We start from the raw sequence: 26,143 nt of genomic DNA on the forward strand, positions 1-26,143 counted from the left end.
AGGCATTTCATGACCATTGTCCCAGTGACTTCGCCGGATCTTGATGCAGCGGAAGTTTCCTGGTTCGCCGCGCTTTGCTCCGACGACTATCAGTTTCTGGGGGTTCCCGAAGGCCACCTGCGCTCCTCGTGGGACCACTGTTCTTCGATCGTGAAGACTGCGGAGGCTCAAGGCTTTCGCAACATCCTGTGTCCCTCATCCTACCAGGTCGGCCAGGACACGCTCTCATTCGTCGCCGGCTGTGCCCCGATCACCGAAAAGATCAACTTGCTGGCGGCCGTTCGCTGCGGCGAGATGCAGCCGATCATGTTGGCGCGCACCATCGCGACGCTTGATCACATGCTTGAGGGCCGCCTGACGGTAAACATCATTTCCTCCGACTTTCCGGGCGAGCAGGCTGACAGCGGCTACCGCTACCAGCGCTCGCGTGAAGTGGTTGAAATCCTGAAGCAGGCCTGGACACAGGATGAGATCAATTACGAGGGCGAGATCTACAACTTCAAGAACCTCACCACTGATCCCGCGCGCCCATATCAGACCGGTGGACCGCTGCTCTATTTCGGCGGTTACTCCCCGGCAGCACTTGAGCTTTGCGGACAGCACTGCGACGTCTATCTGATGTGGCCGGAAAAGGTCGAGGAGCTGGAAGGCCGCATGAAGGCCGTCCATGCTGTTGCGGAAAAATACGACCGCACGCTGGACTATGGCCTGCGCGTCCACATGATCGTGCGCGATACCGAAAAGGAAGCGCAGGAATATGCGGACTACATCGTCTCCAAACTGGATGACGACCAGGGGACCGCAATTCGTGAACGGGCTCTCGACGCCAGGTCCCTTGGTGTCAGCCACCAATCCAAGAACCGCGAGATCGCCGACGAGTACGGTTACATCGAACCGAACCTCTGGACTGGTGTTGGCCGGGCGCGATCCGGCTGCGGTGCTGCGCTTGTCGGGTCGACCGATCAGGTCATGTCCAAGATCGAGGCCTATCAGAAGATGGGCATCCGGGCCTTCATTTTCTCCGGTTATCCGCATGAGGAAGAAGCAAGGCACTTTGGCGCACGCGTGTTGCCAAACCTGAAGACCTGCTCCCTACCGCATGCTTATGGCCGCGTACCGGCCGCAACACCCGCAACCCCGCTTGGCAATGGAGTTCGCCGCTAATGCAGCGCGTCAGACTTTCCGATACTCTGGAGTTTTCCCGCCTGATCTATGGCATGTGGCGGCTCGGCGACGACACCGACACTTCCCCTTCTTACGTGGAGCAGAAAATCCAGACCTGCCTTGAGCAGGGCATCACGACGTTCGACCAAGCCGATATCTATGGCGGATATGCAGCCGAAGCCGTGCTCGGCGGCGCGTTGAAGGCCAATCCGTCACTTCGCGACCGGATGGAAATCGTCACCAAATGCGACATCGTTGCGCCAGTGGGTCGCTATGCCGATGCAAAGGTGAAGTATTACGACACGTCGAGGGCCTACATTGAAAAGGCGGTCGACCTGTCCCTTGCCGATATGGGGATCGAAAACATCGACCTGTTGTTGATCCATCGCCCGGATCCTCTCATGGACCACCATGAAACAGGTGCCGTCCTTGATGATCTTGTCAAATCCGGCAAGGTGAAGAATGTCGGTGTATCGAATTTCCGTCCCTGGGACTGGGAACTGCTTCAGTCTGCGATGAACAACAGACTGGTGACGAACCAGATCGAGATCAGTCTGAAGGAGATTTCGCCCTTCACCAACGGCGATCTGGCTTTCCACCAACGGATCGGAACCAAGCTGATGGCCTGGTCTCCACTTGGCGGAGGCTCGTTGATATCCGAAGGGGGCAAACTGGGCGGCGTCATGGACGAGATTGGCGGATCATTCGGTGTTGACCGGTCTGCGGTCGCCGTAGCCTTTCTTCTTGCTCACCCGGCAAATCTGCTGCCGGTTCTCGGCACCAACAATCTGGGGCGGATCGCGAAGATCTCCGACGCTCTTAAAGTCTCTCTGGATCGCGAAACCTGGTACCGGCTCTATGAATCCGCCCTTGGGAACGAGGTGCCTTGATGACCATGCAAAATGCCAATCATCCACTGACCTTTTCTCCGGCTTCGGACAACACCCGGCTCTTGCGGGATGCCTTTGGCCGCTTTGCCACCGGAGTGACCGTGGTCACCACCGATTCAGCAGACGGTCCCGTCGGAATAACCGCGAACAGCTTTTCGTCTGTTTCCCTGGATCCGCCGTTGGTCCTGTGGATGCCGGACAAGGGTTCGCGCCGGTTCCGGTATTTCGAGGATGCCGAGCACTACGCCATTCACGTGCTCAGCCACCATCAGGCTGAGGTGTGCAACGGATTTGTGCGGAACGCCCATGCTTTCGATCAACTGCCACACACGGTTGACCACAATGGAGTTCCACTGATCGAGAATTGCTTGGCCCGTTTCGAGTGCAAACGTTTCGCCGCCTATGAGGGAGGCGACCACCTGATCGTGCTTGGGCAGGTCACGCAAGCCGAGATGCGTACGGGAGACGCGCTCACTTTTTTTGCAGGAAAGCTCGGGCAGATCGCCCCGAAGTAAAGACGGAAAACGGAGCGAAGGGGCGCTCCGTTGCGAAGGAAACTTGGGAGGGGCCTGTATGGGCATTTTGCTGGCGGTCTTGTCACCGCTCGCCTTCATCAATTCGCAGCTTTTGCGCATTGGCCGTGCGATTGGAATCGTAGCCGTCGCCTTGATGGTTGTCGCAATCCTGATTCAGGTCGTATTCCGCTATGTCCTGAACAATGCCCTTCCGTGGCCAGACGAAGCCGCGCGCTTCTGCATGCTCTGGATGACCGGCCTGATGGCACCCACAGCCTTTCGCCGTGGCGGCTTCGTCGCCATCGACATGCTCGGCCAGGCGCTTCCTCGCGTTCTGGGCAGCCTGCTCTCCCTATTCCTCCTCGTGGTATCTCTGGCCGTGCTCGTCATCGCGGTTCAGATCGGATACGCGGAGGTGACCGGTTTCGGCGGCAAATTTGCAACCGCATCTCTCTATGTCCCCGGCAACTTCTCGCTGACCGAATGGATCCGTGTTCCGCGAAGCTGGATGATGATGTCGGTCTTTGTCGGCGTGATCCTGCTCACGCTGGTGAATATCGAACTGATCCTGCGAAACCTCGTTTCAACGTTTGGCGGTACCGAGCGCCTGCCAGCGCTTCCGGATGTAGACATGGCGGGAGCTGACTGATGCTGATCTGGTTTCTTCCCGTCTTTCTCGTTTTCCTGATGATCGGACTGCCGGTGTTTTTCGGCCTTCTGGCCGCACCTGGTCTTCTTTTGTGGCTGAACGGACAGGAACGTGACATCACGCTGCTTTACCGCAACGTCTACAATGGCATGGACAGCTTTCCTCTGATGGCGATTCCGTTCTTCATGCTTGCGGGTGAGCTAATGAACAAAGGCGGCATTACGTTGCGCCTTGTCGAATTCAGCCAAGCGCTGATGGGACATCTGCGCGGCGGGCTCGCCCATGTGAACATCCTGTCCTCAATGCTGTTTGCGGGGTTGTCCGGATCTGCTGTCGCCGACACTTCCGCACTCGGTTCCATGCTGATCCCGGCGATGGAAAAGCAAGGCTATACCCGCCGGTTTGCGGCCGCTGTCACGGCCGCCAGCTCTGTCATCGGACCGATCATCCCGCCCTCCGGCATCATGATCATCTATGCCTATGTCATGGGCGAAAGCGTTGCAGCGCTGTTTCTGGCCGGCATCGTTCCCGGTGTCATGGTCGGTGTTGGCCTGATGCTCATGGTCCGGGTCATGGCGGACAAATACGACCTGCCCAAAGCCCAGCGGATCGTCAATCCGGGCCAGACAATGGCACCGGTCGAGTTCTGGTTCTCGTTTGTCGTTCTGAGGATCAACCTTGCAGGGCTTGGAACCGTTCTTGCCACGCTTGCTGCAAATGCCCTGGGGTTTTCCGCATTCTCGACAACGGTCACACTGCTTCTGTTCCTCGTCATGATGGTGCTTTCGCACTTCTTGCTGCTGAGCCTGCGGGGCGCGGTCTCCGGTGATTTCCGCATTGTATGCAAGAAGGCCGTCGCGCCTCTACAGACACCGATCATCATTCTCGGCGGGATCCTGCTGGGCGTCTTCACACCGACCGAGGCTGCGGCGGTTGCTGTCGCCTATGCGCTCATCATCGGCTTCTTCGTGCTTCATTCACTCAAGCCGAACGAGATTCCGGGCGTTCTGAACCGCGCGGGCATTACGTCAGCCGTGGTCTTGCTGCTGGTCGGCGCGGCGATGGCGTTCAAGACGGTCGTCAGCCTGAGCCATGCTCCGGAAATCATGGCCGAGTTCGTTCTGACACTGTCTGAAAACCCGTTGATCCTTTTGTTCCTGATCAACCTGCTTCTGTTTGTGGTCGGTATGTTTTTGGATGCAGGTCCGGCAATCATCATTCTGGGCCCGATCCTTGGACCGATCTTCACCTCCATGGGTGTCGACCCGATCCACTTTGCCATCATCATGAGTGTGAATCTGACCATCGGACTGGCAACCCCGCCGATGGGACTGGTTCTGTTCGTCGCCGCTTCGGTTTCCAAGGAACGTGTGGAAACCATTGCCAAGGCAATTCTGCCGTTCCTGGCGGTGGAGATCGCGGTGATCTTCCTGATTACCTACATCCCGGCACTTTCAATGACGATCCCGCGCTGGACCGGATTTGCCAATTGATTCTGAGCTTTCAATGGGAGGTACCTAATGCTCAAGACTGCACTGAAAACGCTTACCGTCGCGGCGATGCTCGCCGGATCGGCGATGAGTGCTGTTGCCGCGGACTATACGTTGCGTGCAACCGCCAACTCCAACGAAAACGACGAGGACTATGACGGCCTTGTCGTGTTCAAGAACTTCGTAGAAGCCGCTTCAAACGGTGCGATCGAGGTTGAACTCTTCATCGGAACCCAGCTTTGCTCCAACGGTGCGGAATGTCTTCAGGGCGTTGCCGGCGGGGCGATCGACATCTACATTTCCACATCCGGTGGCGCGTCCGGCATCTTCCCGTATGTGCAGGTTCTCGACCTGCCCTACATGATGTCCGATGACCGGATCGCAGAACATGTTCTGTCAGGCGATTTCGTCCGCACCATGCGCACCATGGCGCTTGAAGATTCCGACAACTCCATCCGCCTGATGACCATCGGCAATACCGGTGGCTGGCGGAACTTTGCCAACACCAAGCGCCGGATCGCGAACCCGTCCGATATGGAAGGCCTGAAGATCCGCACCGTCGTTGCCGACCTGCCGCAGGAACTGGTCAAGTCCCTCGGCGCCTCCCCGACCCCGATCCCGTGGCCGGAGCTGTTCACCTCCTTCCAGACCGGCGTTGTCGAAGGGTCCAAGAACGGCATCACCGACATCATGGGCATGAAGTTCCCGGATGCCGGTCTGCAATACGTCACCCTTGACGGTCATGCCTACATGGGTGCGCTGTGGTGGATGAACAACGAGAAGTTCCTGTCCATGCCGGAAGAGCTGCGCCGGGTTGTCGTTGATGGTTTCTACGCCCTGCAACAGGCCACCTTCGCATCTCCGAAGCGTAAGTCCATCCAGGCCTACGAGGACTTCGTTGCCGGCGGTGGTGACCTTTATGTTCCGACCCCGGAACAGAAAGCTGCCTTCAAGGAAGCAGCAGCACCGGTCTATGACTGGTTCAAGGAAAACGTGAACCGCGGTGGCGAAATTTTCGGTGCGCTGGAAGAAGCCGTTGCCGAGGCGGAAACTTCCGTCAACGGCAGCCGCAGTGCTGACCTGAACTGACGGGATTTTCAAACAAGAGAGCTCGGCCAGGGCCGAGCTCTCAATCATTCTCACTTGTTTTCTGTTCTTATTTGTTCAACGCTCACGATCCGTAGCCTTGAACCAATCAGAACCCAGTCGTCCGCCAGATCATCTGAACGGATACATCCAGACCTTGTAGTCATCGACCAGCACATGCGCCTTCTCAATCTCTTCCTTGGTCATTTTCTTGACGACCTCCTCCAGAGAGATCGCAGCATCCGGGTCGCCGCCGATGGCCGACAGCGTGTACCACATATAGGCGCGCACAAGATCGGGGGCCGGCATGCCACGACCGACTTCGTAGTACCACCCGACACCGGACTGGGCGCCCGGGTGCCCCTTCATGGCGCTGCGCAAATACCATTCGAACGCGCGCAGATCGTCTCGCTCAACACCAAGGCCCATGGCGTACATCACACCAATCAGTTCTTCGGCGTCGGCGTTGCCGGAACGCGCCGCGGGCCAAAGCTCCTTCATCGCTTCATCGAACTTGCCGGCTTCCATCATGTCGCGCGCCTCTTCGATCTCGGAAAAAGCGGGCGTGCTCAAAAGTGTGAAACCAAGCACAGCGGCGGTCAGCATCTTCTTCATAGGCTTTGGTCGTTTCCTTTTTTTGTCGCCCTCTCCACATCCGCTTTTTCTGCAGATCTGCCTGCGCCGTTGACGCAGGACGACTTTATCGCGTTCGACCGGAAACAGGCGGCGCTCGGTCAGTTCCTTTTTTACGACAGGATCCTGTCCGGTAACAGGAATATTGCGTGCGCAACCTGCCATCATCCAACGCTTGGCACCGGCGATCGCCTTTCACTGGGAATTGGTGAGGGTGGAGAAGGCCTGGGCCTGGAAAGAACCGCTCTTGTTGACAATAACCGGATTAAGAAAAGGATTCCGAGAAACGCTCCAGGTCTTTGGAACTTAGGCGCAAAAGAGCTTCACACGCTGTTTCACGACGGCCGCCTATCCATCGCAGACACTTATGAAAACGGCTTCAACTCACCTGCAGAGGAATGGTTGCCGGACGGCCTGAATTCGCTCCTGGCGGCCCAGGCTATCTTCCCGCTTGTGGCCCAGTTCGAGATGGCTGGCAATCCGAAGGAAAACGAGATTGCAGGAGCCGTCCATGACCGGATTGACGCCTCCTGGCCTATCCTGGCAAAGCGGGTTCGCGTGATCCCGGAATATGGCGAACTGTTCGTCGAGGCTTTCGATCACATCGACACGCCTGAGCAGGTGACGATCGCGGAAATCGCGAATGCCCTGGCAGCCTTTCAGGCGTCGGAATGGATGAGCTTCGACAGTCCGTTCGACCGTTTCCTTGCGGGTGACAACTCCGCACTTTCAACTGACCAGAAGCGCGGCCTGGATCTCTTTTACGGAAAGGCAGCGTGTTCCGGCTGCCATTCCGGAAGCCTGCTCAGCGACCAGAAATTCCATGCCCTCGGCCTGCCGCCATTCGGTCCCGGGCGCACCCGGCGCTTCGACCCGATGGTGCGCGATGTCGGCCGGATGGGCGAAAGCGACCGGCTGGAAGACGCTTACCGGTTCCGCACCCCGATGCTGCGCAACGTCGAACTGACGGCTCCTTACGGCCACAACGGTGCTTACCCGACGCTGGAAGGCATCGTGCGCCATCACCTTGACCCTGACACCATGCTTCAAAGCTGGGGTCCGCAATTGGCCGCCCTGCCCCCAGCTCCCTGGCTGGAAGCCATTGACTTTGTGGTCTGGAAGGACAAACGTGAAATCGCACGGCAAGTCCTTTCCAGGGACATTACCCCTATCGATCTATCTGACAAGGAAATCTCGGATCTGGTGGCCTTTCTGAAGGCGCTCACCGGCACATCTTCGGTTGCCGCCCCACCTTTCGGCATCCCGGACAAGGTTCCCAGCGGACTGCCGGTCGACCGATGACCAGAACTTAAGGAAGCAATATGGTTGAACCATTGAAAGACCGGGCAAATCAGCTGTTTCCCGGAATGGCGATTGCCGGGCTTGTCGCCATCTCCGCACAGTTCCTGAACGAGCACTACGGCGCCCCGGCCATGCTTATGGCGATCCTGCTCGGCATGCCGCTCAATTTCCTGTCGGAGGAACAGCGCACTGCCGACGGCATCGCCTTTTCCGCCCGAACGTTGCTGCGCGTCGGTGTTGCTCTGCTCGGAGTGCGTATCAGCGTGGAAATGGTTCAGGCACTCGGCTTGCCATTCCTGCTTCTAGTCATTGTCGGCGTCCTGGCGACTATCGGGTTCTCGCTTCTGGTCGGTGGCCTTTTCGGCCGCGACAGGCTGTTTTCATTTCTTTCTGGCGGCGCGGTCGCGATTTGCGGGGCATCCGCCGCCATGGCGATCGGGTCGATCCTGCCCAAGCGGGATCATGCGGAGCGTGATCTTGCGTTCACGGTCATCACGGTGACAGTTCTCTCCACGCTGGCGATGATCGTCTACCCGATCCTGACCAGCAATCTGGGTCTGTCAATCGACGAGACGGGCGTTTTTCTGGGTGGCACGATCCACGATGTCGCTCAAGTGGTCGGCGCCGGATTTTCGATTTCGGAGGAAACCGGCGATCTTTCCACCCTGGTAAAGCTGATCCGTGTCACTATGCTGGCGCCCATCGTCCTGATCGCTGCCCTGATCCTGCGCAAGGGAACGGAACCAGGCGCTGCCCGCCCACCGATCATGCCGGCCTTCGTGGTGGCCTTCCTTATTCTGGCAGCTTTCAATTCCTTCGGCCTGATACCCGAAATGATCAAGGACATGGCCGGTCAGGTGTCGCGATGGGCCCTTCTGGCCGCCATTGCAGCAGTCGGCATGAAAACGTCGATCCCCAAACTTCTGGAAGTCGGCGGCCCGGCTATCTGGATGGTGGTGACGCAGACGGTGTTTCTGGCGCTGTTCGTTCTGGCTGGGATTTGGCTGGTTGGGTAAATGAGCCATCTGAACCTGGCCAGGCTATTGCCCGGGAAACTGGGGCGCAGGGCGACCCTCGGTCTTATTGAGTATGAACTGGAATCCCAGCGCCGCTACATTCGCCGGTCTGTTGTTGCGATAATTGATCCCTTTGATCACGCTGGAATGATCAGGTCCCGCCTGTTCGGAAGCAAGCGGCTTTTTCCGGCCTATGTCGAATTTCTGGACAAGCGGATCGAGAAATTCATGACCGCGGACGAAGTCTTAAACGTGGTTGGCATCCCGGACAGACATCAGGACCTGCTGGAGCCGATGTTGGAGAAATACAAAAAATCGCAAGGCGTTCTTACAACCTGTGCAAACTTCTGGTTCAAGGACGCAACCATCGACGTTGCCCCGCCGGGTTCTGATGGGGATCCAATGGACTACGAACTCGATGAGATCGATGATGTTGCGTTCCTCAACTGGCTCAACCGTGAGGAGACCGTGCGTGCCAAACAGGATCTCGAAAACGTCCACGCAGAATTTGACGATGCAGCAGCGGAATTCGCCGCTACAATTCGAAATCTGATCTGAAGCGGACCTTCCAAGCTGGCCTTTTCGCGACGCTGGGGCTTTTCTTGGCGAAGCGAGTGTGAAATATAGCTTGAACTTCATTGTCGGCGGATCAGCAGAGCTGAATCGGTAAGTCATTACAGACTTATTTCCGCTCCAAAATTTCGAAAGCGTTTGGATGAAAAGCTACATCACGACCCCGATCTACTACGTCAACGGTTCTCCGCATATCGGTCACGCTTTTACGTCCGTCATGGCCGATATCCTGAAGCGTAACCGTGAGGCTCTCGGATATGAGCTGATGCTGTCCACCGGCGTGGACGAGCATGGCCAGAAGAACCAGGAAGCCGCAGCAGATCTTGATATGTCGGTCGAGGAGTTCCTCGACATGCGCGGCAAGGAGTTCCGTGATGTGTTTGACCGCCTCGGGATCGCCTATGACTATTTCGTGCGCACCAGCCGCGAGGGTCACAAGACGGCGGTTGCCGGAATGGAGCAGTCGATCTTCGACAAGGGTCTGATCGTCAAGAAGCAGTATACCGGCACCTACTGCAAGGGCTGCGAAGAGTTCAAGAAAGAGTCCGACCTCACCGAGGAAGGCCAGTGCCCGCTGCATCCGACCATGAAGGTGGAGCAAACGGACGAGACGAACTACTTCCTGAAGATGGAACCCTACCGGGAGAAGCTGCTGCAGCACATTGCCGACAATCCGGACTTTGTTCAGCCGGAAGCGTTCCGCAACGAACTGAAGCAGATGCTGGCAGAGCCCCTGGAAGATCTTTGCATCTCGCGACCGAAGACCCGCGTGACCCTCGGCGTCGATCTTCCGTTCGATCCGGAATTCGTCACCTATGTCTGGTTTGACGCCCTCGCCAACTACCTGACCAACATTGATTGGCCTCAGGAAGGCTACGAGGCCTGGTGGGCCGAGTGTGAGCACCTGATCGGCAAGGACATTCTGAAGCCGCATGGCGTCTATTGGCCGATCATGCTGATGGCGGCCGGCCTGCCGTTGCCGAAGAAGCTTTCGGTGCACAGTCACTGGGTCGGTGCCGGCGGCGTGAAGATGTCGAAATCCATCGGCAATGTGGTCGATCCGATCGAAGTCATCGAGAAGCTTGGAGTTGATGCCCTGCGCTGGTACCTCGCCCGCAACATGCGCGCCGACAGCGACAGCCAGATCTCCGTTGACCTGATCACGCAGAGCTATAACAGCGAGCTGGGCAACAAGATCGGCAACCTGCTGTCACGAGCGGCCAAGTTCTCAAAGGCCCGGTTCGACGGCACTGTACCTGCTCCAGGCGCGCTTTCGGCTGAAGACGAGGCGATCCGCAAGTCCGTGCTTGAGGCAACGTCCGCCATGGGCGACTGGATCAATCTTGCCGACATTCCGGCTCGCATGCAGTCGATCATCACAGTTGCCGACGAGATGAACAACTATTTCGCCGAGCAGGCTCCCTGGGATCTCATCAAGAACGAAGAGACCAGGGAACGCTGCGAGACGGTGATCTATGTCACCCTCGACTGCCTGCGCGTCGTCATGGAAGCCCTGACGCAGGTCATTCCAACTTCTGCGGAAAAAGCACTCAGGATGCTGAACGCACCTGAAATCGCGCGCCCATGGAGACCGGAGCTGGACAAACTCCAGGGAAATGGCGAACTGGGTGAGATCGAAACACTGTTCCCCCGCGTTCAGTAAGTTTCGAACATATTTTGCAATCAAAAGCGCCCCGAACCGGGGCGCTTTTCTTGTTTTAGACGCTTGTCGCCCCATCGAACGCAACGCCTTGCATAGCAAAGAGACGTTTTGATCGGAAAGGCATCACAGAAATTGTCACCGGTCGCTTCCCTCCCCCTGCTACTCAAGCCGCCAGGAATTCAAGCCTGTCATCGAGCCTCGCAGGAGTGATCTCCAGGATTTCGGCAGTTACCACATTTTCAACTACAAACGGATCTTTCGCGACGAAGTCTTCAAGCTCCTCGCGAGAGGTGTTGTGGGCAAAAACGCCGCCGCCCATGTTTGGTTGAAGGCTGCCCACCATCAGAAACAGACCACTCTCAAAGCCTTTTTGGATCCAGCTCTTGTGCCCTTCCATCAACTCACTTGCACGGGTCTTGTTTTCAGAAAACTTCAATGTGACAACAAACATCTATTCCTCCAGTCGAGTTGGAAAACTGCGTTTCATTGATTTCAGTGATTTGTGGCTCCAGCGTTCGCAACATCGACCAGCCACTGAACAATCTGGTCCACTTCCCGTTTGACGAATTCTTCGTTCTTGAAGGCCTGTGCCAAGGTCGCAACGCCCTGGCTCCAGCTCAAAACGTGCAGAGCATGCCTGGGTGCTTCTGACTCACAGCCAAGTTCTTCGAACTGGCGGGTCAGCCAATCCCGGAACAAAGCCATTATCTCGTTGGCCTTGTCCTTTGATGCATGGTCAAGCTTGGTGAGTTCGGTTGTGAGCGTGCCGACAGGACAACCATAGGCCATGATCTTTGCCTGATTGACGATCACGATCTTTATGAAGCACTCGATGCGCTTTATCGGGTCATCTGATGTCTCATCCCACTTTCCAAGAAGGTTTTCCCGGTCCGCCAGTCGCTTGTCGATGACCGCGTCGAGAATCTCGTCCTTGGTCCTGAAATGGTAGTAGAAATTGCCGCGCGAAATATTCACTGCGGCAGCGATGTCCGCAAAGGACGTCTGGGAAAATCCCCGACTGTAGAACAACTCGTCGGCCGCATCGACGATCTGCTGGCGTTTGCTTGCTGCCCGCATGCCTCATTGCTCCCTTTTTCTTGCCAACTGGAACATGCCCACCAGCCAGGACAATTGACCCAAATCATAAATAGGACGATTGTCCTAATTGGTCAATGACAGAAACGGAACAACGCTCAGGTTTGGATTTCGTCGCTTGAAACCGCCCCCTCGATAACAATTGGCTTGTGCACAAACGATCCACCGGTGTCCTCACGCCAATGTGAACCAACGCCACCCACAATCCTGACAGGTAGTTGTCAGGAAGGATTTTCTAGGTTCGCAGCCAGCTGCGCGGGCTGTCGTGCTCTCGAAAAGCTCCCATTAGCTCGTTGCAAAACAAGGGATTGAAGACTTTTCATCACCTGAGGACTTAGAATGCTGGAAAATGAAATTTTGTTTTGTTTAATCAACAATCCAGAACAGCTAGCCAAGGTGGCGCATTCCTGCACCACCGCGGTGCAATTCCCTCCATTGGAATCCCTCCATCCCCGCTTACGTTCTAGCCGCCTGGCGGCAGTCACAGGACCGGTTGGAGGCATGGCATCCGGTATCTTGGTGGAGGGAATTCTATGATCTATCCAGATGGGCAAGCAGAGCCTGCTCCAGCTTCATCGGCAGCGAGCCTGTTCAATTCAGTAAGGACACGGACAGAGCGCCTTGTCGCCCCACTGAACGACGAGGATATGGGCCTTCAGTCGATGGAAGACGCAAGTCCTCCAAAATGGCACCTGGCACACACAACCTGGTTTTTCGAAGAATTCATTTTGAAGCCTTCGCTACCCGGGTATCGACCGAAGGACGAACGCTTTGCCGTTCTGTTCAACTCCTATTACGTCCAGGCCGGGCCGCGCCACACGCGCTCCAAGAGAGGATTGCTTTCACGTCCGACCGTGTCGGAGGTTCGCAGCTATCGTTCTCATGTCGAAGAGGCAATGCGGGACGGCCTGTCGCGTGACGCATTTGCCCTGGAGCGTGACCAGCTGGAGGCCTTGATCACGCTTGGATGCCACCATGAGATGCAGCACCAGGAATTGCTGGTAACCGATCTTCTTCATGCGTTTTCGTATAACCCCCTCCTGCCTGCCTTCTTTGAACCAAGACCCGTCGACATTCCGTTGAAACCAGAGACAAGCTGGACCCGTTGCGACGGTGGACTTTTGAAAATCGGTCATGGTGGCGACGGCTTTGCCTATGACTGCGAGGGACCGAGGCACAGGGTATGGCTGGATCCCTATCGATTGTGCGACCAGCTCGTTACCAATGGAGAGTGGATCGCCTTCATGGAAGATGGCGGCTACGACACCCAGACACTCTGGCTGATGGAAGGCTGGGCGGTCCGGGAACAGAACGACTGGGATTCGCCACTCTACTGGTGGAAACAGGATGGCATCTGGTGGACCTATACGTTGCAAGGGCCGCGTCCGGTCGATCTGTCCGCACCCGTTGTTCATGTCAGCTATTATGAAGCGGACGCCTTCGCCCGCTGGAGCGGACACCGCCTGCCGACCGAAGCTGAATGGGAAGCGGCAGCGGAACCCACGGATATTGAGGGCAACTTCCTGGAAAGCGGTCACTACATGCCGTTCGGCCGCAGATCCGGCTTGTGGGGCGATGTCTGGCAATGGACGAGCAGCGCGTTTTCTCCCTATCCCGGCTTCACGCCGCCGGAAGGGGCAATTGGCGAATACAACGGCAAATTCATGGTGAACCAGATGGTGCTGCGTGGAGGCTCCTGCGCAACGCCTGAGCTTCAGATGCGTTCTTCCTATCGAACATTCTTTTATCCGCACCAGCGCTGGCAGATGCTGGGCCTAAGACTGGCAGCTGACCTATGACCAAACACATGTCTCCCGTCGCTCAAGACGACACATTCCGCTCCGACATCCTGAACGGCCTGAAAGAACCGCAGAAGGTCATCAGCAGCAAATGGCTTTACGACGATGTCGGGTCGCATCTGTTTGAAGCGATCACCGAGCTTGACGCCTATTATCCGACTCGTACCGAACTCTCCATTCTGGAGAAACATGTAAAGCAATACGCAAGGTTGCCAGGTGCGCGCGGTGCGATGGTGGAACTCGGAAGCGGATCCAGCCGCAAGACGAACCTGCTGCTCGATGCCTTTTCCGATCTGTCGGTCTATATGCCCATCGACATCTCGGCCAATCATCTGAAGGACGCGGCAGAACGCGTTCGGCGGGCCTATCCGTCCCTCGCCGTTATTCCAGTGGCGGCCGATTTCACCCAACGGCTCGGCAAGCTCCCGCTTCTACCGGAACTGCCGGTTCTGGTCTTCTTTCCCGGGTCCACCATCGGCAACTTTGAAAGAGACGAAGCCGCATCTCTCCTGAAAAACATCCGTTCCGCCATGCCGCAGGCCACCATGATCGTTGGCGTCGACAGGCCGAAGCAGAAGGATGTACTTGTCGAGGCCTATGACGACCCGGCCGGTGTAACGGCGGCGTTCAATCAAAACCTGCTCCAGAGGATCAACAGACAGCTCGGCGCAAACTTCGACCTATCCGGGTTTGCACATCAGGCGGTCTGGAACTCGGATGAAAGCCGTATCGAGATGCATCTGGAAAGCCTGCTGGAACAGACGGTAGCCGTCGACGGCATGGACTTCTCGTTTCGGGAAGGCGAGACGATCCATACGGAGAACTCGCACAAATACAGCGAGAAGGCCTTTACCGAAATCGCCAATCAGGGAGGCTGGCGGGTGCTGGACCAGGACAGCGACGCCAACGGCTGGTTCTCGGTTTTTACGCTACAGGCGATTTAGGTACATACACTCTTCTTGCGTTTCCCCGCCGCGCGCTTTTGCTGCCGATCGGGGAAGCGCAAGAATTTGCATCAGGTCAGCGGTCGGCAATCGCCAGCCGGACAGCCAGCCCGACAAACACCGTTCCGGCGAGGCGATTGAGCCAGACCTGGGCACGACGGGAGCGCCGCAGGAAACCACCCAGAACGCCGCCACCGAGCGCAATTGCGGCAAAGACCAGAATCGTCGCAACGATGAAAACCAGGCCGAAAATCAGGATCTGCAATGGTACGGAACCTCTGGCTGGGTCGGCGAACTGCGGCAGGAAGGCGAGGAAGAAAATGGCAATTTTCGGATTGGTCACATTCATGACTATGCCGCGCCGGTAAAGCGCAAAAGTTGACAGGGAAGGACCATTCCCTGTCGGCAGATCCGAGCTGCCGGCCCGGAAAGCCTGGAACGCCAGATAAAGCAGGTAACCCGCTCCAACGATTTTCAATACCGTGAAAGCCAGCTCCGACGTTTCGAATATCGCAGCAACACCGAGCGCAACAGCAGCCGTGTGTACGATCAGGCCAGTACAGAGCCCAAATGTGACAACAAGACCCGCAATCCGCCCATAAAGCGCCGATTGGGTCAGGACGAAGATATTGTCAGGCCCCGGCGCGAACCCCAAAGCAACTGCGGCGAGAAAAAAGACTGACAGGACTTCAAACGGAATCACGGCACGCTCCCAGGTTACAGAGAACTCGTTTGAACAACGTGCCGCAAAAGGTCAAGGCTGGCATTAATGCGGAGCGCCGAAACATGGTCCGCGCCCCGCGTTGCCGACTTGCCGATCAGGAAGGGCGCATCCGGTTTCCATCGGGATCGAACAACGGTCCGTTGGTGACGACCGCATTGAAGATCTCACCTGCGATATCAATCTGCACCGTCGTACCCGTTTCAACCGGACGCTCCACATGTGCGAGCGCGATCGGTTTGCCGACCCGATATCCAAAGGCGCAAGTCGAGGTCTGGCCCAGGATTTCTCCATCCAGCAGAACCGGCTCATGGCCGAGTGGAACCGCGGCTTCGTCCTCAAGGGTGAGAGAAAGAACCCTGGAAACCGCTCCGGCAGCCTTGCGTTCTGCGATTGCCTCGGCGCCGATGAAGCCGCCCTGTTTGCGCGTCATCGCGTCCAGGCCGGTCTCCACCGGCGTCAGATCGCTGTCCAGCTCGTGCCCCATGGCGCAGAACCCCTTTTCGACGCGCATGGAGGTCTGGGCATAAAGACCGGCAGGCTTCGCCCCGGCAGCTGTCAGGGCAGCATAAATCGCGGGAGCGTTCTCCGCCCGGCAAGTTATCTCCCATCCCGCTTCACCGACATAGGAAAGCCGTGCGGCCCGCACATGGTGTCCGGCAATATGTGCTTCCCCGTGCTTGAAGTATCCGATGTCATTCAGTTCAGGAGCCCCGACGTCTGCAGCAATCCTTGGACTTTCCGGCCCCATGAGCCCGAGCACTGCATATGTTTCTGTGCTGTCGGTCAGGGAAACGTCAAACCCGTCCGAGTGACGGCGGAACCAGGTCAGATCACGCTTGATCGCATTCGTTCCTACAAAGAGACGATAGTGGGTTTCGGAAATTCGTTGAACAGTGATGTCGCTTTCGAAGGTTCCGCGCTCGTTCAGGACAGCTGTGTAAATGACCGAGCCCGGCTTGCGGGCAACGTAACCGGCGCATGTCTTGAGAAGAAATGCTTCGGCATCGGGGCCTTCGACTTCGATCTTGCCGAACGGAGACGCGTCGAAGATGGCTGCGCTCTCATGAGCTGCCCGAACCTCAGTCTTGACGTTTTCGAACCAGTCAGGCCGGCCGAATTTCAGAACCGGCTCCTGTTCCTTGCCGAAATAAAGCGGCCGCTCCCAGCCGTAGACCTGACCGAAATGGGCCTTGGCGGAACGATATTCGGCGTCCAGCGGCAGCCTGCGAAGATCGCGCGCGGTCTTGAATTGCTTGCCCGGATAGGCGATGTCGTAGTGCGTTCCAAGCACTTCCGGAGCACGGGCCATCAGGTGCTCAACCGAATTGTAGATCGGCGCGAAGCGTTTGGCATCGGCTTCGGAAAGGTCGTAAGCGGGCGCCCCGTGAATGATCGTGTGTGCGAGGTTCATGCCCGCGCCACCACCAGCGGCCACACCAACGGAGTTCATGCCACACCCCAGGAAAAGACCCCTGGTTTCGGCAGTTTCGCCAAGCATGAACGTTCCATCCGGCGTAAAGCTTTCCGGGCCGTTCAGCAGCATCTTCACTTCTGCGGTTTCGAGCGCGGGCAACCTGTGCAGCGCGTTCATCATCATGGGCTCAAAATGATCCCAGTCCTCCGGCAGCAAGCCGAATTCGAAGCTTTCGGTCAGCACGCCGGGCGCAATCGGTTTGCCCATCGGCTCGAAGCAGCCGACCAGCAGGCCGCCACTGTCGTCGCGGATGTAAAGATGATTGTCGTGATCGCTGAGCGTCGGGGTATTGCCGACAATGCCGTCGACCGGTTTGGTGAGCAGGTAAAAATGCTCGCAGGCGAGAAGCGGAACTTCCGCCCCTGCCATCGCTCCGGCCTCCCGGGACCAGAGCCCGGTACAAAGGGCGATGGCATCACACATGACCGTGCCCTGCGTGGTCTCAACGCCCTTGACCTTGCCGTTTTCGGTCAGGATCGCGGTTACGCCGGTCTTCTCGAAGAGCTTTGCACCGAGCGACCTGGCCCCTTTCACGAGCGCGGCACAGACGTCGGACGGGCTGACACGGCCATCGTCCGGAGACCAGACGGCACCCAGAACATCATCCGCATTCATCAGCGGCCAGCGTTCCTTTGCCTCTTCTGCGCTGATGGAATGGGCCGGAATGCCATACGCTTTCGCCAGCGCTTCCTGCCGCTTGATGTGGGTTAGCCGGTCCTCGTTTGTGGCAATGGACAGCGACCCCTTCTGGATCCACCCGGCTGCCTGCCCGGTTTCCTTCTCCAGCTGGCTGTAAAGCTCAACAGAGTATTGGATCATCCGAGTCAGATTGCGGGAATGGCGCAGTGCGCGCACCTGCGCCGCAGAGTGCCATGTGGTTCCGGAAGTAAGCTGGTTGCGCTCCAGAAGGATGGCGTCGGTTACCCCCATCTTGGCAAGATGATAAAGGGTAGAACAGCCCATGATTCCGCCGCCTATGACGACGACAGGAGCATGTGAGGGAAGAGCATTTGATGACATCAGGTTGTTTCCACGTCAGCGACAAGATTTTTCGGAAAGAAACATTTGTTTCAGAAATTGACAAGATAAAAAACAAATGAAACAGTAAACAAATGGAAACCAATTCGCCGCCCCAAATCCGGACAGCGATCTCGGCCAACTACGCCGAGCTGAGCGATACATTGCGTGTTGCCGCCGACTATATTGCTGAAAACAAGATAGAAATCGCAACCAGGAGCCTGAGGTCCGTGGCCTCGGCAAGTGGTGTCTCTCCGGCAAGTTACACCCGCCTTGCCCGTGCAATCGGGTATGCCGACTACGAAGCTCTGAGAGAACAGGCACGCCTGGAACTCAGCCAGCGCGGACAGGACAGCTTTCAGGACAAGGCTCGGCGCCTGCAGTCGGATGCAGACCAGCCGCTGCTTCCGCGGCAGGTCTCGGCTTGCATCAACAATATCAACGCACTGGTCGCGGACATTGATCCGGCGACCCTTGATGCCGTTGTCGAGCGGTTGGCGGTTTCTCGCAAGATTGTCCTGATAGGCGCCCTCGCCTCGGCTGGCTTCACCGACTATTTCGCCTATCTGGCGAAGTGGTTTGACGACCGCTGGGTCGTTGCCGGTCGTAACGGTGCAACGCTTGGCAGCACCCTTGCTGGATTGAACTCGGAAGACACCGTTCTCATCATTTCCAAGCACCCGTACGCGCATCGCTCTGTCCGCGCTGCGAAGGTCGCTGCAGGAAGTGGTGCAAAAGTCATAGTCCTGACGGACAGCCACGCTTTCCCGGGATTGCAATACGCCGACTTTCACTTCATACAACGCACTGAAAGTCCACACTTTTTCTCATCTTACGCAGCCACGCTGGTGCTCATTGAAACGATAACGGGCATGCTGGTTGCGCGAGCCGGATCCGAAGCGGAAGCCAGGATCCAAGAAGTCGACAAGCACAATCGCTTGCTCGACGAGTTTGAAAATGTCTAGGGTGGGAGGCACCACACTAGATTTATAAATTTAACAAGAGGGAAGCCTAGTCTCATGATGATGAAATTGAACCTTGCCGGCGCCGTTTTGGCGACCAGCATCGCTTTCACTGGAGCAGCATCTGCAGAACAATTCATTACCATCGGCACCGGTGGTGTGACTGGCGTTTACTATCCGACCGGCGGTGCAATCTGCCGTCTGGTCAACAAGGGCCGCAAGGACCACGGCATTCGCTGCTCGGTCGAATCCACCGGCGGCTCCGTCTACAACACCCGTACCATCCGTCAGGGTGAACTCGATTTCGGTGTTGTTCAGTCCGACGTACAGGCCGCCGGCCTGAACGGCACCGGCGCATTCACCGATGATGGCGCCTACCCGGAACTGCGTGCACTTTTCTCCGTGCACCCGGAGCCGATGCACGTCATGGCTCGCGCTGATGCCGGCGTCAACAGCCCGGCAGACCTGAAAGGCAAGAAAGTCAACATCGGCAACCCAGGTTCGGGTACCCGCGTTCTTGCAGAAACCCTGATGAAGTACACCGGCCTTACTCCGGACGACTTCGCTCTCGCAGCTGAGCTGAAATCCTCCGAGCAGGCTGCTGCTCTGTGTGACGGCAAGCTGGATGCGGCAATCTGGGCAGCTGGTCTTCCGAACGGCTCTTCGCAGGAAGCAACGTCTACCTGTGAAATCAAGATGGTTCCGCTTTCCGGTGAAGCCATCGACAACCTGCTGGCTGAAAACACCGCCTATGCAGCAGCAACCATCCCTGGTGGCATGTACCCGGGCAACCCGGACGACATTCCGTCCTGGGGTCCGAAAGCAACCTTCGTGACGTCTGCTGACGTTTCCGATGAAGTCGCCTATGCCGTTGTTTCCGCAGTTTTCGAAAACTTCGACGACTTCAAGAAACTGCACCCTGCCTTCTCTCGCCTGAAGCAGGAAGAAATGATCAAGGACGGTTTGACCGCCGACCTGCATCCGGGTGCTGTGAAGTACTACAAGGAAAAAGGCTGGATGTAATCCGGACCATTTAATGCTGCAGCCCGGTTCTCCGGGCTGCAGTTCTATTGATTGTTTAAACGTTTGGGCGGGGCAGCATGACCGACAAGTCGGTAGAAACAGAGAATAATGACCTCGAGGATATAGTCGCCGAGGCAGATACCGGAGCCCGCGCACCCAAGGATGCCTTTTCACGCAACGTCCTTTGGTATGTGCCGCTTTTCTGGTCCGTCTATCAGCTCTGGATAGCTTCTCCGCTTCCGTACATTCTGGGTGTCGGCGTTCTTAACGACACGCAGACGCGCGCAATCCACCTCGGATTTGCCGTGCTTCTGGCTTTCCTGGCCTTCCCCGCCTTCAAGAACAGCCCTCGTCACTACATTCCCAAGCTGACATGGCTGGTCGCAATCGCCGCCGCGGTGAGCTGTTCCTACTTATGGTGGGACTATCGCGGCGTTGCCGACCGCACAGGCGTTCCCAACACGATGGACCTCATTATGGCAGGCGTCGGCCTGGTGCTTCTGCTCGAAGCAGCCAGACGTTCGCTCGGTGTTCCGCTGATGGCGGTTTCCATCTTCTTCATGTCCTACGTCTTCTTCGGATCCTGGGACGGCTTGCCGGACGTCGTTCGCTGGAAAGGCGCTTCGTTCGAAAAAGCCATGAGCCACCTGATGCTGACCACCGAGGGTGTTTACGGTGTGGCGCTCGGTGTGTCTTCCGGCTTCGTGTTCCTGTTCGTTCTGTTCGGCGCCCTGCTAAACCAGGCTGGTGCCGGCAACTACTTCCTGCAGCTTGCCTTCGCGGCACTCGGACACCTGCGCGGCGGTCCAGCGAAGGCAGCGGTTATCGCTTCGGCTGCAACAGGCCTGATTTCAGGTTCCTCAATCGCCAATGTGGTGACCACCGGTACCTTCACCATTCCGCTGATGAAAAAGGTCGGTTTCTCGCCAACCAAGGCAGGCGCGATTGAAGTGTCGTCGTCCATCAACGGCGTGCTGACCCCACCAGTGATGGGGGCCGTGGCCTTCCTGATGACCGAATATGTCGGCATCTCATATGTGGAAGTGGTCAAGACAGCCATTATTCCGGCCGCGATTTCCTATATCGCCCTCGTCTACATCGTGCATCTGGAAGCCCTGAAAAGCGGCATGAAGGGCACGTCAACCATGAACAATGTCACGTTCCTGCTGGGCGCGATCTTCATCATCGCCATCTGCATCATCATCGGTGGCGGCACATTGTTCCTGCTCGGCGTCATCGTCGACACTTTCGAGAGCGCCTTTGGAGCCGCATCGACGCCCATACTCATAGTCCTGCTTGGCATCGCCTACATTGCAGCGGTCTGGTACGCGTCAAAGGGACCGGATCTGAAGACCGATCTTGATACCATGCAGCACCTTCCGCCGGTCGGCGTCATCTTCAAGACCGGCGTGCACTACCTGCTGCCGATCCTGCTCCTGATGTACCTTCTGATGATCGAACGGAAGTCTCCGGGTCTGTCGGCCTTCTGGTCCGCGATCTTCATGCTGATCATCCTGATGACGCAGAATTCGCTGAAGGCCTTCTTCCGCGGAGAAGGTGAAGTCGCACGGCACATCAAGGAAGGCTGGGATGACCTTTCCGAAGGCCTTGTCGTCGGTGCCCGCAACATGATCGGCCTCGCGGCTGCAATGGGTGTTGCCGGTATCATCGTCGGTTCGGTAACACTGACCGGCATCGGCCAGGTGATGGCCGAGTTCGTCGAATTTCTGTCCGGCGGCAACCTGCTGGCGATGCTGTTCTTCGTTGCCCTGATTTCGATCATTCTCGGAATGGGTCTGCCGACCACCGCGAACTACATCGTCGTGTCTTCGCTGATGGCCGGTGTTGTCGTTGAGCTTGGCGCTCAGGCGGGCCTGATCGTGCCGCTGGTGGCAGTCCACATGTTCGTCTTCTATTTCGGTATCATGGCGGATGTGACCCCACCTGTCGGACTTGCGAGTTTCGCGGCAGCCGCGATCTCGAAAGGCGACCCCTTGAAGACAGGCTTTCAGGCCTTCTTCTATTCGATCCGCACAGCCCTGCTGCCGTTCCTGTTCATCTTCAACACCGACCTGTTGCTGATCGATGTCGGTCCGGTTCAGGCGATCTTCGTCTTCATAGTCGCCCTGATCGCCATGCTGCTGTTTGCGGCGGGCACGATGAACTACTTCCTTGTGAAGTCGCGGCTCTGGGAAAGTGCCGTTCTGCTATTGGTCGCCTTTACGCTGTTCCGACCCGGCTTCTTCCTGAACATGGTTTATCCGGAATTCGAAACCAGGCCGGCAGAACAGGTCTACCAGATGGCGCAGGAGGCTCCCGACAACGCCAACCTGCAGGTCCGTCTGACAGGTGAAAACCTGGAAGGCAATGCAGTGGACGCCAAGTATCTGCTGCCTCTCGGGCCCAAGGGTCCTGACGGCGAAGCCCGTCTGATGGACAGCGCCGGACTTGCCTTCCGAAACGAAGACGGCAACCTTTTCGTCGACGACCTTGCATTCGGTGGCTCGGCAGAAAACCTCGGCATCGATTTCGACTGGGAGCTGAAGGAACTCGAAGTGCCAGCCGAACGGCCGCGCAAGGAGCTGTTCTACATCCCTGCCCTTCTGCTTCTCGGCATCATTGTTCTCCTGCAGCGGCGGCGTCTTTATGCCACTCCGTCGGAAACTTCGGATCCGGCATCGGCAACGGCGTAACGGGAGACAAAAAGATGAAGAAAAATGTTCTTGCGGCTGTCGACCTGACACATCTGGAAGACCAGAAGCATATTCTGGAAGAGGCCAAGCGGTTCGTGGACCTGGATGGTGGCACACTCAACGTGATGACGGTAATGCCGCCGCTAGGCGGCGGTTGGGTGTCTACCTGGTTCAAGGACGATGCCGAGGAAAACATGCTGAAGGAAGCCGACAAGGCGCTTCATGCATTTGTCACAAACACCCTCGGCGCGGAAACCAAGGCACGCCACATTGTCGGGCACGGCACCGTTTATGAGGAAATTCTGGAAATGGCGGACCGCCTGTCGATCGATCTCATCGTGATGGGGGCACACCGGCCGGAACTGCGGGATTACCTGTTGGGCCCAAACGCGGCCCGTGTTGCCCGCCACTCCAAATGCTCGGTCTATATCGTGCGTGAATAACGCGGCAGACACGATCACTTTCAGGCTGGTGCGCCGCCCGTCAAAGCATGTTTCAACCGCTCGGCTTCCCGGCTGAGCGGTTTTTCATTGGGCCATGCAAGATAGTATCCATAGCCGGTTGCCAGGGTTCCCGTTTCCAGTGGCACCAGTTGACCGGATGCAATCTCTTCCTTGAGCAGCGGCAAGGCTCCGAGCGCGAGTCCCTGTCCTTTCACGGCCCTGCCGATGGTCTGGTTGTAACTCGCACAGCGGATTCTTGGACACCTCAGAAAACCGGTCTCGCCGGTTCGTTCCACCCAACCCGTCCAGTCGATCCAGTTCGGCGCAATTCGGGAATAATCGAGCAGTGGTGGTCTTGGCTTCCGCGCCATGTTTCGCGCCGACGCAATCACATCGGGTCTCCCGACAGGGACCGTTATTTCCTGAAACAGCAATTCGGACCTGAAGCCTGGAAATCGGCCGTCGCCATGTACCAGGACGAGATCATGGTCTGCGCGAAGCAGATCGCCCAGTTCATCGCTTGTTATCAGATTGAATGGGCACGCCTCTTCCGAAAGCGCAAATTCCCTCAGTTTCGGCTGCAGCCAAAAGGCTGCGAGAGCCGACACCGATGCTATTCTAACAATCGGATGGTCCGGAACCTTGAGCGCACGCAGAGCCTGATCAAGATAGTCGAGCGTCATTCCTGTCTTCTCATAGAGGCTGCGCCCGGCATCCGTCGGCACCAGCTTGCGTCCGGATCGCTCGAACAGGTCGATGCCCAGCCAGTCTTCCAGCTGCCGGATACGTTTGCTGACCGCGGCCTGCGTGACCAGAAGTTCATCCGCGGCTTCCGTGAAGTTCAGGTGCCGCATGGCTGCTTCGAAAAACACAAGCGTGTCCAGCGGCGGCAATGTCTTGCGATAGCCTTGCATAACGAGAAGTTATCAATAATCCGGAGTTTTAGTAGACTTTTCTACCTTCCTTTTCCGCTTGATATTACTGCCTGGAAGATCGGGGAGATATGCACCATGACCGAGCTGGACTGGCACGCAGAGCGCAGTGACCTTGAGGGCCTTGCCCAGCTGGACAGAATGCCGGAGAGCGAAAACATTGATGCTGTGGCGGTTCGCACCTATCGCCAATCCCGGGTCCGCGAGAAAATGGCGGAGTTCGGTGTCGATGTGCTCATCCTTTCCGACCCGGTCAACATCCGTTACGCCACCGGCACACGAAACATGCAGGTCTTTTCCATGCGCAACGCCCCGTCGCGCTACCTGCTGATGACGCAGAACCGTTCCATTCTCTTCGAGTTCACAGGTTGCCTCCATCTTGGCGAAGGTTTTGAGACGGTCGATGAAGTCCGGCCCGCATCAACCGCCAGCTTTGTCGCCGCCGGACCTGAGATCGCTGACCGTGAAAGCAAGTGGGCCGCAGAGATGGCAGCAACAATCCGGGAACTGACCGGCGAGAAAAACGCCACCGTTGGCCTTGAACGGCTGAATGCCGGAACGGCGATCGCCCTTAAGGATGCAGGTCTTCGCATCGTCGATGCCCAACAGTCAATTGAAATGGCCAGAGCCATCAAGTCGCCGGAAGAAATGAAATGCGTCATTGCCTCCTTGCGCGCCACCGAGATCGGAGTTGCGAAGCTGCGGGAGGCAATCCGGCCAGGAATGAGCGAAGCCGAGCTGTGGTCGGTGCTGCACAAATCCATCATTGAACAGAATGGAGACTACGTCGAAACACGCCTGCTGAGCGCAGGCGAGCGAACCAATCCCTGGTTTCAGGAAACCTCCGGCAGCCTTATCGGCGAAAACGAGCTGATCGCGCTCGATACGGATGTCGTCGGCTGTCACGGATACTATGCGGATTTTTCACGAACCTTTCATTCGGGGCCCGGCGCGCCCTCCGACGAGCAAAGCGACCTCTACAAGATTGCCTATGAGCAGGTTCACTACAACATGAGCATCCTGCACCCCGGTCTCACCTTTCGCGATTACGCCGACAAGGCATGGAACATTCCGGAGAAATACTATGCCAACCGGTACTATCTTTCCGCACACGGCTGCGGCATGACCGGTGAGTATCCCTATCTCTACCACCATGGCGACTTTCCTGACGCGGGGTATGACGGTGTCATCGAACCGGGCATGACCCTCTGCGTGGAAAGCTATATCGGCGAAGAAGGCGGCAAGGAAGGTGTGAAGCTGGAACAGCAGGTCCTGATTACGGAAACCGGGATCGAAATCCTGTCGCAGTTCCCCTTCGAAGCCGAGTTGCTGCGCTAGCAAACCTGCTGTCCCACAGTCAGAGAGGTCATTTACGCGCCGTGGAACGCTTTTGTCTCGAAACAATCAACCGGCATGTGACAGCCAAAGCGCAAAGACCCCTACGAGGATTAGACTGACAGCCCAGACCTTATCCAGATTGAACCATGCCTTCTGCAGGAAGCGCAGCCCCAGCCAGTAGTAAACCCCGAATGCAAGGACACTGCCCGCAGCGGCCATGGCCAATGTGTGGACCGTGGCCACAAGCAAGGCCATTCGAACGTCCGCTGCCATGAGCGACCCCGCAGCCTGGTGCCCCGGGCTGCTAAGCGTTGCGCAAATCCCCAAGAAAATCGGGACCAGCATCAAGCCCGCGCCATGCGCAAAGGCCACAAGAAACGACCATGCTCCAAGCTTGGTGGGCGAAATTCTTGCCAGGAACCTTGGATGCCGTTTGGATACCAGCAGATAAACACCCATACCGATCACCAGGATGGCGGCAAAAATCCTGATCTCCCGTTCCAGACTGACAAGGGCGATCATCGCTGAAAACGGTAGCAGAATGACCAGCATGGCTGCCAGGTGCCCCGCCGCCAGCGATACCAGGGCACGGGGCAGCGCCAAAGTGCGCTGCTCCATCAGAGCCGCAGATACAGCGAGCGGCCACCCCATGCCGGGATTGAGACCATGATAAAGTCCGGATCCTATGACGGCCCACCAAAGGGCCGCCAGGCTGAAG

The 26,143-nt window shown here is 57.3% G+C and carries 24 protein-coding genes; 17 read left to right on the forward strand and 7 right to left on the reverse strand.

The genetic code is table 11. The features are described 5' to 3' along the window. Positions 1–9: 9 nt before the first annotated feature. The 6 genes from ABLQ08_RS02290 to dctP are packed head-to-tail and all read left to right on the forward strand — an operon-like array spanning position 10 to position 5,797. On the forward strand, positions 10–1,164 hold the full coding sequence (locus ABLQ08_RS02290) for an LLM class flavin-dependent oxidoreductase (RefSeq protein ID WP_352939021.1): 1,155 nt from the start codon (positions 10–12) through the stop codon (positions 1,162–1,164). Beyond that, positions 1,164–2,054 (forward strand): aldo/keto reductase, encoded by an 891-nt coding sequence (locus tag ABLQ08_RS02295; protein WP_352939024.1) that lies wholly within the window; start codon positions 1,164–1,166, stop codon positions 2,052–2,054. Before ABLQ08_RS02290 ends, ABLQ08_RS02295 begins: the two co-directional genes overlap by 1 nt. Next, positions 2,054–2,569 (forward strand): flavin reductase family protein, encoded by a 516-nt coding sequence (locus ABLQ08_RS02300; RefSeq protein WP_352939027.1) that lies wholly within the window; start codon positions 2,054–2,056, stop codon positions 2,567–2,569. Before ABLQ08_RS02295 ends, ABLQ08_RS02300 begins: the two co-directional genes overlap by 1 nt. Positions 2,570–2,627: 58 nt before the next feature. Next, on the forward strand, positions 2,628–3,218 hold the full coding sequence (locus ABLQ08_RS02305) for a TRAP transporter small permease (RefSeq protein ID WP_352939030.1): 591 nt from the start codon (positions 2,628–2,630) through the stop codon (positions 3,216–3,218). Then, entirely contained in the window at positions 3,218–4,711 is a 1,494-nt protein-coding gene (locus ABLQ08_RS02310) for a TRAP transporter large permease (RefSeq protein WP_352939033.1), read from the forward strand. Before ABLQ08_RS02305 ends, ABLQ08_RS02310 begins: the two co-directional genes overlap by 1 nt. A 27-nt stretch (positions 4,712–4,738) precedes the next feature. Beyond that, entirely contained in the window at positions 4,739–5,797 is a 1,059-nt protein-coding gene (gene dctP, locus ABLQ08_RS02315) for a TRAP transporter substrate-binding protein DctP (RefSeq protein WP_352939036.1), read from the forward strand. Between the two features lie 129 nt (positions 5,798–5,926). Here the strand turns inward: dctP and ABLQ08_RS02320 are convergent, their stop codons facing one another. Continuing rightward, complete coding sequence (locus ABLQ08_RS02320; RefSeq protein ID WP_352939039.1) at positions 5,927–6,409, reverse strand: tetratricopeptide repeat protein; 483 nt, start codon at positions 6,407–6,409, stop codon at positions 5,927–5,929. Positions 6,410–6,478: 69 nt separating this feature from the next. Here ABLQ08_RS02320 and ABLQ08_RS02325 point away from each other — a divergent pair, with 69 nt between their 5' ends. From ABLQ08_RS02325 to ABLQ08_RS02340, 4 genes are all read left to right on the forward strand, one after another. Further along, the gene (locus ABLQ08_RS02325) at positions 6,479–7,729 is read left to right on the forward strand and encodes a cytochrome-c peroxidase (protein ID WP_352939042.1); all 1,251 of its coding nucleotides are present in this window, start codon (positions 6,479–6,481) and stop codon (positions 7,727–7,729) included. Positions 7,730–7,749: 20 nt separating this feature from the next. Further along, positions 7,750–8,745, forward strand: coding sequence for a YeiH family protein (locus tag ABLQ08_RS02330; RefSeq protein ID WP_352939045.1), 996 nt, complete (start codon positions 7,750–7,752; stop codon positions 8,743–8,745). Continuing rightward, on the forward strand, positions 8,746–9,303 hold the full coding sequence (locus tag ABLQ08_RS02335) for a hypothetical protein (RefSeq protein ID WP_352939048.1): 558 nt from the start codon (positions 8,746–8,748) through the stop codon (positions 9,301–9,303). It begins immediately after the preceding gene. Between the two features lie 157 nt (positions 9,304–9,460). Continuing rightward, positions 9,461–10,981 (forward strand): methionine--tRNA ligase, encoded by a 1,521-nt coding sequence (locus ABLQ08_RS02340; protein ID WP_352939051.1) that lies wholly within the window; start codon positions 9,461–9,463, stop codon positions 10,979–10,981. Positions 10,982–11,144: 163 nt separating this feature from the next. Here ABLQ08_RS02340 and ABLQ08_RS02345 read toward each other — a convergent pair whose 3' ends face one another. Together ABLQ08_RS02345 and ABLQ08_RS02350 are read right to left on the reverse strand one after the other, a co-directional pair. Continuing rightward, positions 11,145–11,432, reverse strand: coding sequence for a YciI family protein (locus tag ABLQ08_RS02345; protein WP_352939054.1), 288 nt, complete (start codon positions 11,430–11,432; stop codon positions 11,145–11,147). 41 nt (positions 11,433–11,473) lie between these two features. Further along, positions 11,474–12,058 carry a TetR/AcrR family transcriptional regulator gene (locus tag ABLQ08_RS02350; protein WP_352939056.1) on the reverse strand — a complete coding sequence of 195 codons (585 nt, stop codon included), beginning with the start codon at positions 12,056–12,058 and terminating at the stop codon, positions 11,474–11,476. Positions 12,059–12,609: 551 nt separating this feature from the next. Between ABLQ08_RS02350 and egtB the strand changes: the two genes are divergently transcribed. Together egtB and egtD are read left to right on the forward strand one after the other, a co-directional pair. Continuing rightward, positions 12,610–13,875 carry an ergothioneine biosynthesis protein EgtB gene (gene egtB, locus ABLQ08_RS02355; RefSeq protein WP_352939059.1) on the forward strand — a complete coding sequence of 422 codons (1,266 nt, stop codon included), beginning with the start codon at positions 12,610–12,612 and terminating at the stop codon, positions 13,873–13,875. After that, positions 13,872–14,819 carry an L-histidine N(alpha)-methyltransferase gene (egtD, locus tag ABLQ08_RS02360; RefSeq protein WP_352939062.1) on the forward strand — a complete coding sequence of 316 codons (948 nt, stop codon included), beginning with the start codon at positions 13,872–13,874 and terminating at the stop codon, positions 14,817–14,819. The genes egtB and egtD overlap by 4 nt, the downstream gene beginning before the upstream one ends. A gap of 76 nt (positions 14,820–14,895) precedes the next feature. Here egtD and ABLQ08_RS02365 read toward each other — a convergent pair whose 3' ends face one another. Continuing rightward, entirely contained in the window at positions 14,896–15,522 is a 627-nt protein-coding gene (locus ABLQ08_RS02365; protein WP_352939065.1) for a LysE family translocator, read from the reverse strand. A 115-nt stretch (positions 15,523–15,637) separates the two neighbouring features. Next, positions 15,638–18,037 (reverse strand): GcvT family protein, encoded by a 2,400-nt coding sequence (locus ABLQ08_RS02370; protein WP_352939068.1) that lies wholly within the window; start codon positions 18,035–18,037, stop codon positions 15,638–15,640. A 92-nt stretch (positions 18,038–18,129) separates the two neighbouring features. Between ABLQ08_RS02370 and ABLQ08_RS02375 the strand changes: the two genes are divergently transcribed. The 4 genes from ABLQ08_RS02375 (at position 18,130) to ABLQ08_RS02390 (ending at position 23,155) form a co-directional block, all read left to right on the forward strand. After that, a complete protein-coding gene (locus ABLQ08_RS02375) occupies positions 18,130–18,999 on the forward strand; it encodes a MurR/RpiR family transcriptional regulator (protein WP_352939071.1) in 870 nt (289 codons plus the stop codon). A 60-nt stretch (positions 19,000–19,059) separates the two neighbouring features. Continuing rightward, complete coding sequence (locus ABLQ08_RS02380; protein WP_352940501.1) at positions 19,060–20,019, forward strand: TAXI family TRAP transporter solute-binding subunit; 960 nt, start codon at positions 19,060–19,062, stop codon at positions 20,017–20,019. 77 nt (positions 20,020–20,096) lie between these two features. Then, on the forward strand, positions 20,097–22,712 hold the full coding sequence (locus tag ABLQ08_RS02385; RefSeq protein WP_352939074.1) for a TRAP transporter permease: 2,616 nt from the start codon (positions 20,097–20,099) through the stop codon (positions 22,710–22,712). Positions 22,713–22,726: 14 nt separating this feature from the next. Next, a complete protein-coding gene (locus ABLQ08_RS02390; RefSeq protein WP_352939077.1) occupies positions 22,727–23,155 on the forward strand; it encodes a universal stress protein in 429 nt (142 codons plus the stop codon). Between the two features lie 20 nt (positions 23,156–23,175). Here the strand turns inward: ABLQ08_RS02390 and ABLQ08_RS02395 are convergent, their stop codons facing one another. Beyond that, positions 23,176–24,069: a LysR family transcriptional regulator gene (locus ABLQ08_RS02395; RefSeq protein ID WP_352939080.1), complete on the reverse strand. Its 894-nt coding sequence runs from the start codon at positions 24,067–24,069 to the stop codon at positions 23,176–23,178. Between the two features lie 96 nt (positions 24,070–24,165). Here ABLQ08_RS02395 and ABLQ08_RS02400 point away from each other — a divergent pair, with 96 nt between their 5' ends. Beyond that, a complete protein-coding gene (locus ABLQ08_RS02400) occupies positions 24,166–25,425 on the forward strand; it encodes a M24 family metallopeptidase (RefSeq protein ID WP_352939083.1) in 1,260 nt (419 codons plus the stop codon). A gap of 66 nt (positions 25,426–25,491) precedes the next feature. Here the strand turns inward: ABLQ08_RS02400 and ABLQ08_RS02405 are convergent, their stop codons facing one another. Next, complete coding sequence (locus ABLQ08_RS02405; protein WP_417714895.1) at positions 25,492–26,076, reverse strand: hypothetical protein; 585 nt, start codon at positions 26,074–26,076, stop codon at positions 25,492–25,494. Between the last annotated feature and the right edge of the window lie 67 nt (positions 26,077–26,143).

The sequence above is a fragment of the Roseibium sp. SCP14 genome (genome assembly GCF_040329475.1).
Classification (GTDB): domain Bacteria; phylum Pseudomonadota; class Alphaproteobacteria; order Rhizobiales; family Stappiaceae; genus Roseibium.

What these genes read in the sequence shown, in the direction of transcription:
- ABLQ08_RS02290 (WP_352939021.1), top strand. Translation starts at nt 10, where the DNA reads ATGACCATTGTCCCAGTGACTTCGCCGGATCTTGATGCAGCGGAAGTT.
- ABLQ08_RS02295 (WP_352939024.1), top strand. Translation starts at nt 1,164, where the DNA reads ATGCAGCGCGTCAGACTTTCCGATACTCTGGAGTTTTCCCGCCTGATC.
- ABLQ08_RS02300 (WP_352939027.1), top strand. Translation starts at nt 2,054, where the DNA reads ATGACCATGCAAAATGCCAATCATCCACTGACCTTTTCTCCGGCTTCG.
- ABLQ08_RS02305 (WP_352939030.1), top strand. Translation starts at nt 2,628, where the DNA reads ATGGGCATTTTGCTGGCGGTCTTGTCACCGCTCGCCTTCATCAATTCG.
- ABLQ08_RS02310 (WP_352939033.1), top strand. Translation starts at nt 3,218, where the DNA reads ATGCTGATCTGGTTTCTTCCCGTCTTTCTCGTTTTCCTGATGATCGGA.
- dctP (WP_352939036.1), top strand. Translation starts at nt 4,739, where the DNA reads ATGCTCAAGACTGCACTGAAAACGCTTACCGTCGCGGCGATGCTCGCC.
- ABLQ08_RS02320 (WP_352939039.1), bottom strand. Translation starts at nt 6,409, where the DNA reads ATGAAGAAGATGCTGACCGCCGCTGTGCTTGGTTTCACACTTTTGAGC.
- ABLQ08_RS02330 (WP_352939045.1), top strand. Translation starts at nt 7,750, where the DNA reads ATGGTTGAACCATTGAAAGACCGGGCAAATCAGCTGTTTCCCGGAATG.
- ABLQ08_RS02335 (WP_352939048.1), top strand. Translation starts at nt 8,746, where the DNA reads ATGAGCCATCTGAACCTGGCCAGGCTATTGCCCGGGAAACTGGGGCGC.
- ABLQ08_RS02340 (WP_352939051.1), top strand. Translation starts at nt 9,461, where the DNA reads ATGAAAAGCTACATCACGACCCCGATCTACTACGTCAACGGTTCTCCG.
- ABLQ08_RS02345 (WP_352939054.1), bottom strand. Translation starts at nt 11,432, where the DNA reads ATGTTTGTTGTCACATTGAAGTTTTCTGAAAACAAGACCCGTGCAAGT.
- ABLQ08_RS02350 (WP_352939056.1), bottom strand. Translation starts at nt 12,058, where the DNA reads ATGCGGGCAGCAAGCAAACGCCAGCAGATCGTCGATGCGGCCGACGAG.
- egtB (WP_352939059.1), top strand. Translation starts at nt 12,610, where the DNA reads ATGATCTATCCAGATGGGCAAGCAGAGCCTGCTCCAGCTTCATCGGCA.
- egtD (WP_352939062.1), top strand. Translation starts at nt 13,872, where the DNA reads ATGACCAAACACATGTCTCCCGTCGCTCAAGACGACACATTCCGCTCC.
- ABLQ08_RS02370 (WP_352939068.1), bottom strand. Translation starts at nt 18,037, where the DNA reads ATGTCATCAAATGCTCTTCCCTCACATGCTCCTGTCGTCGTCATAGGC.
- ABLQ08_RS02375 (WP_352939071.1), top strand. Translation starts at nt 18,130, where the DNA reads ATGGAAACCAATTCGCCGCCCCAAATCCGGACAGCGATCTCGGCCAAC.
- ABLQ08_RS02380 (WP_352940501.1), top strand. Translation starts at nt 19,060, where the DNA reads ATGAAATTGAACCTTGCCGGCGCCGTTTTGGCGACCAGCATCGCTTTC.
- ABLQ08_RS02385 (WP_352939074.1), top strand. Translation starts at nt 20,097, where the DNA reads ATGACCGACAAGTCGGTAGAAACAGAGAATAATGACCTCGAGGATATA.
- ABLQ08_RS02390 (WP_352939077.1), top strand. Translation starts at nt 22,727, where the DNA reads ATGAAGAAAAATGTTCTTGCGGCTGTCGACCTGACACATCTGGAAGAC.
- ABLQ08_RS02395 (WP_352939080.1), bottom strand. Translation starts at nt 24,069, where the DNA reads ATGCAAGGCTATCGCAAGACATTGCCGCCGCTGGACACGCTTGTGTTT.
- ABLQ08_RS02400 (WP_352939083.1), top strand. Translation starts at nt 24,166, where the DNA reads ATGACCGAGCTGGACTGGCACGCAGAGCGCAGTGACCTTGAGGGCCTT.
- ABLQ08_RS02405 (WP_417714895.1), bottom strand. Translation starts at nt 26,076, where the DNA reads ATGGGGTGGCCGCTCGCTGTATCTGCGGCTCTGATGGAGCAGCGCACT.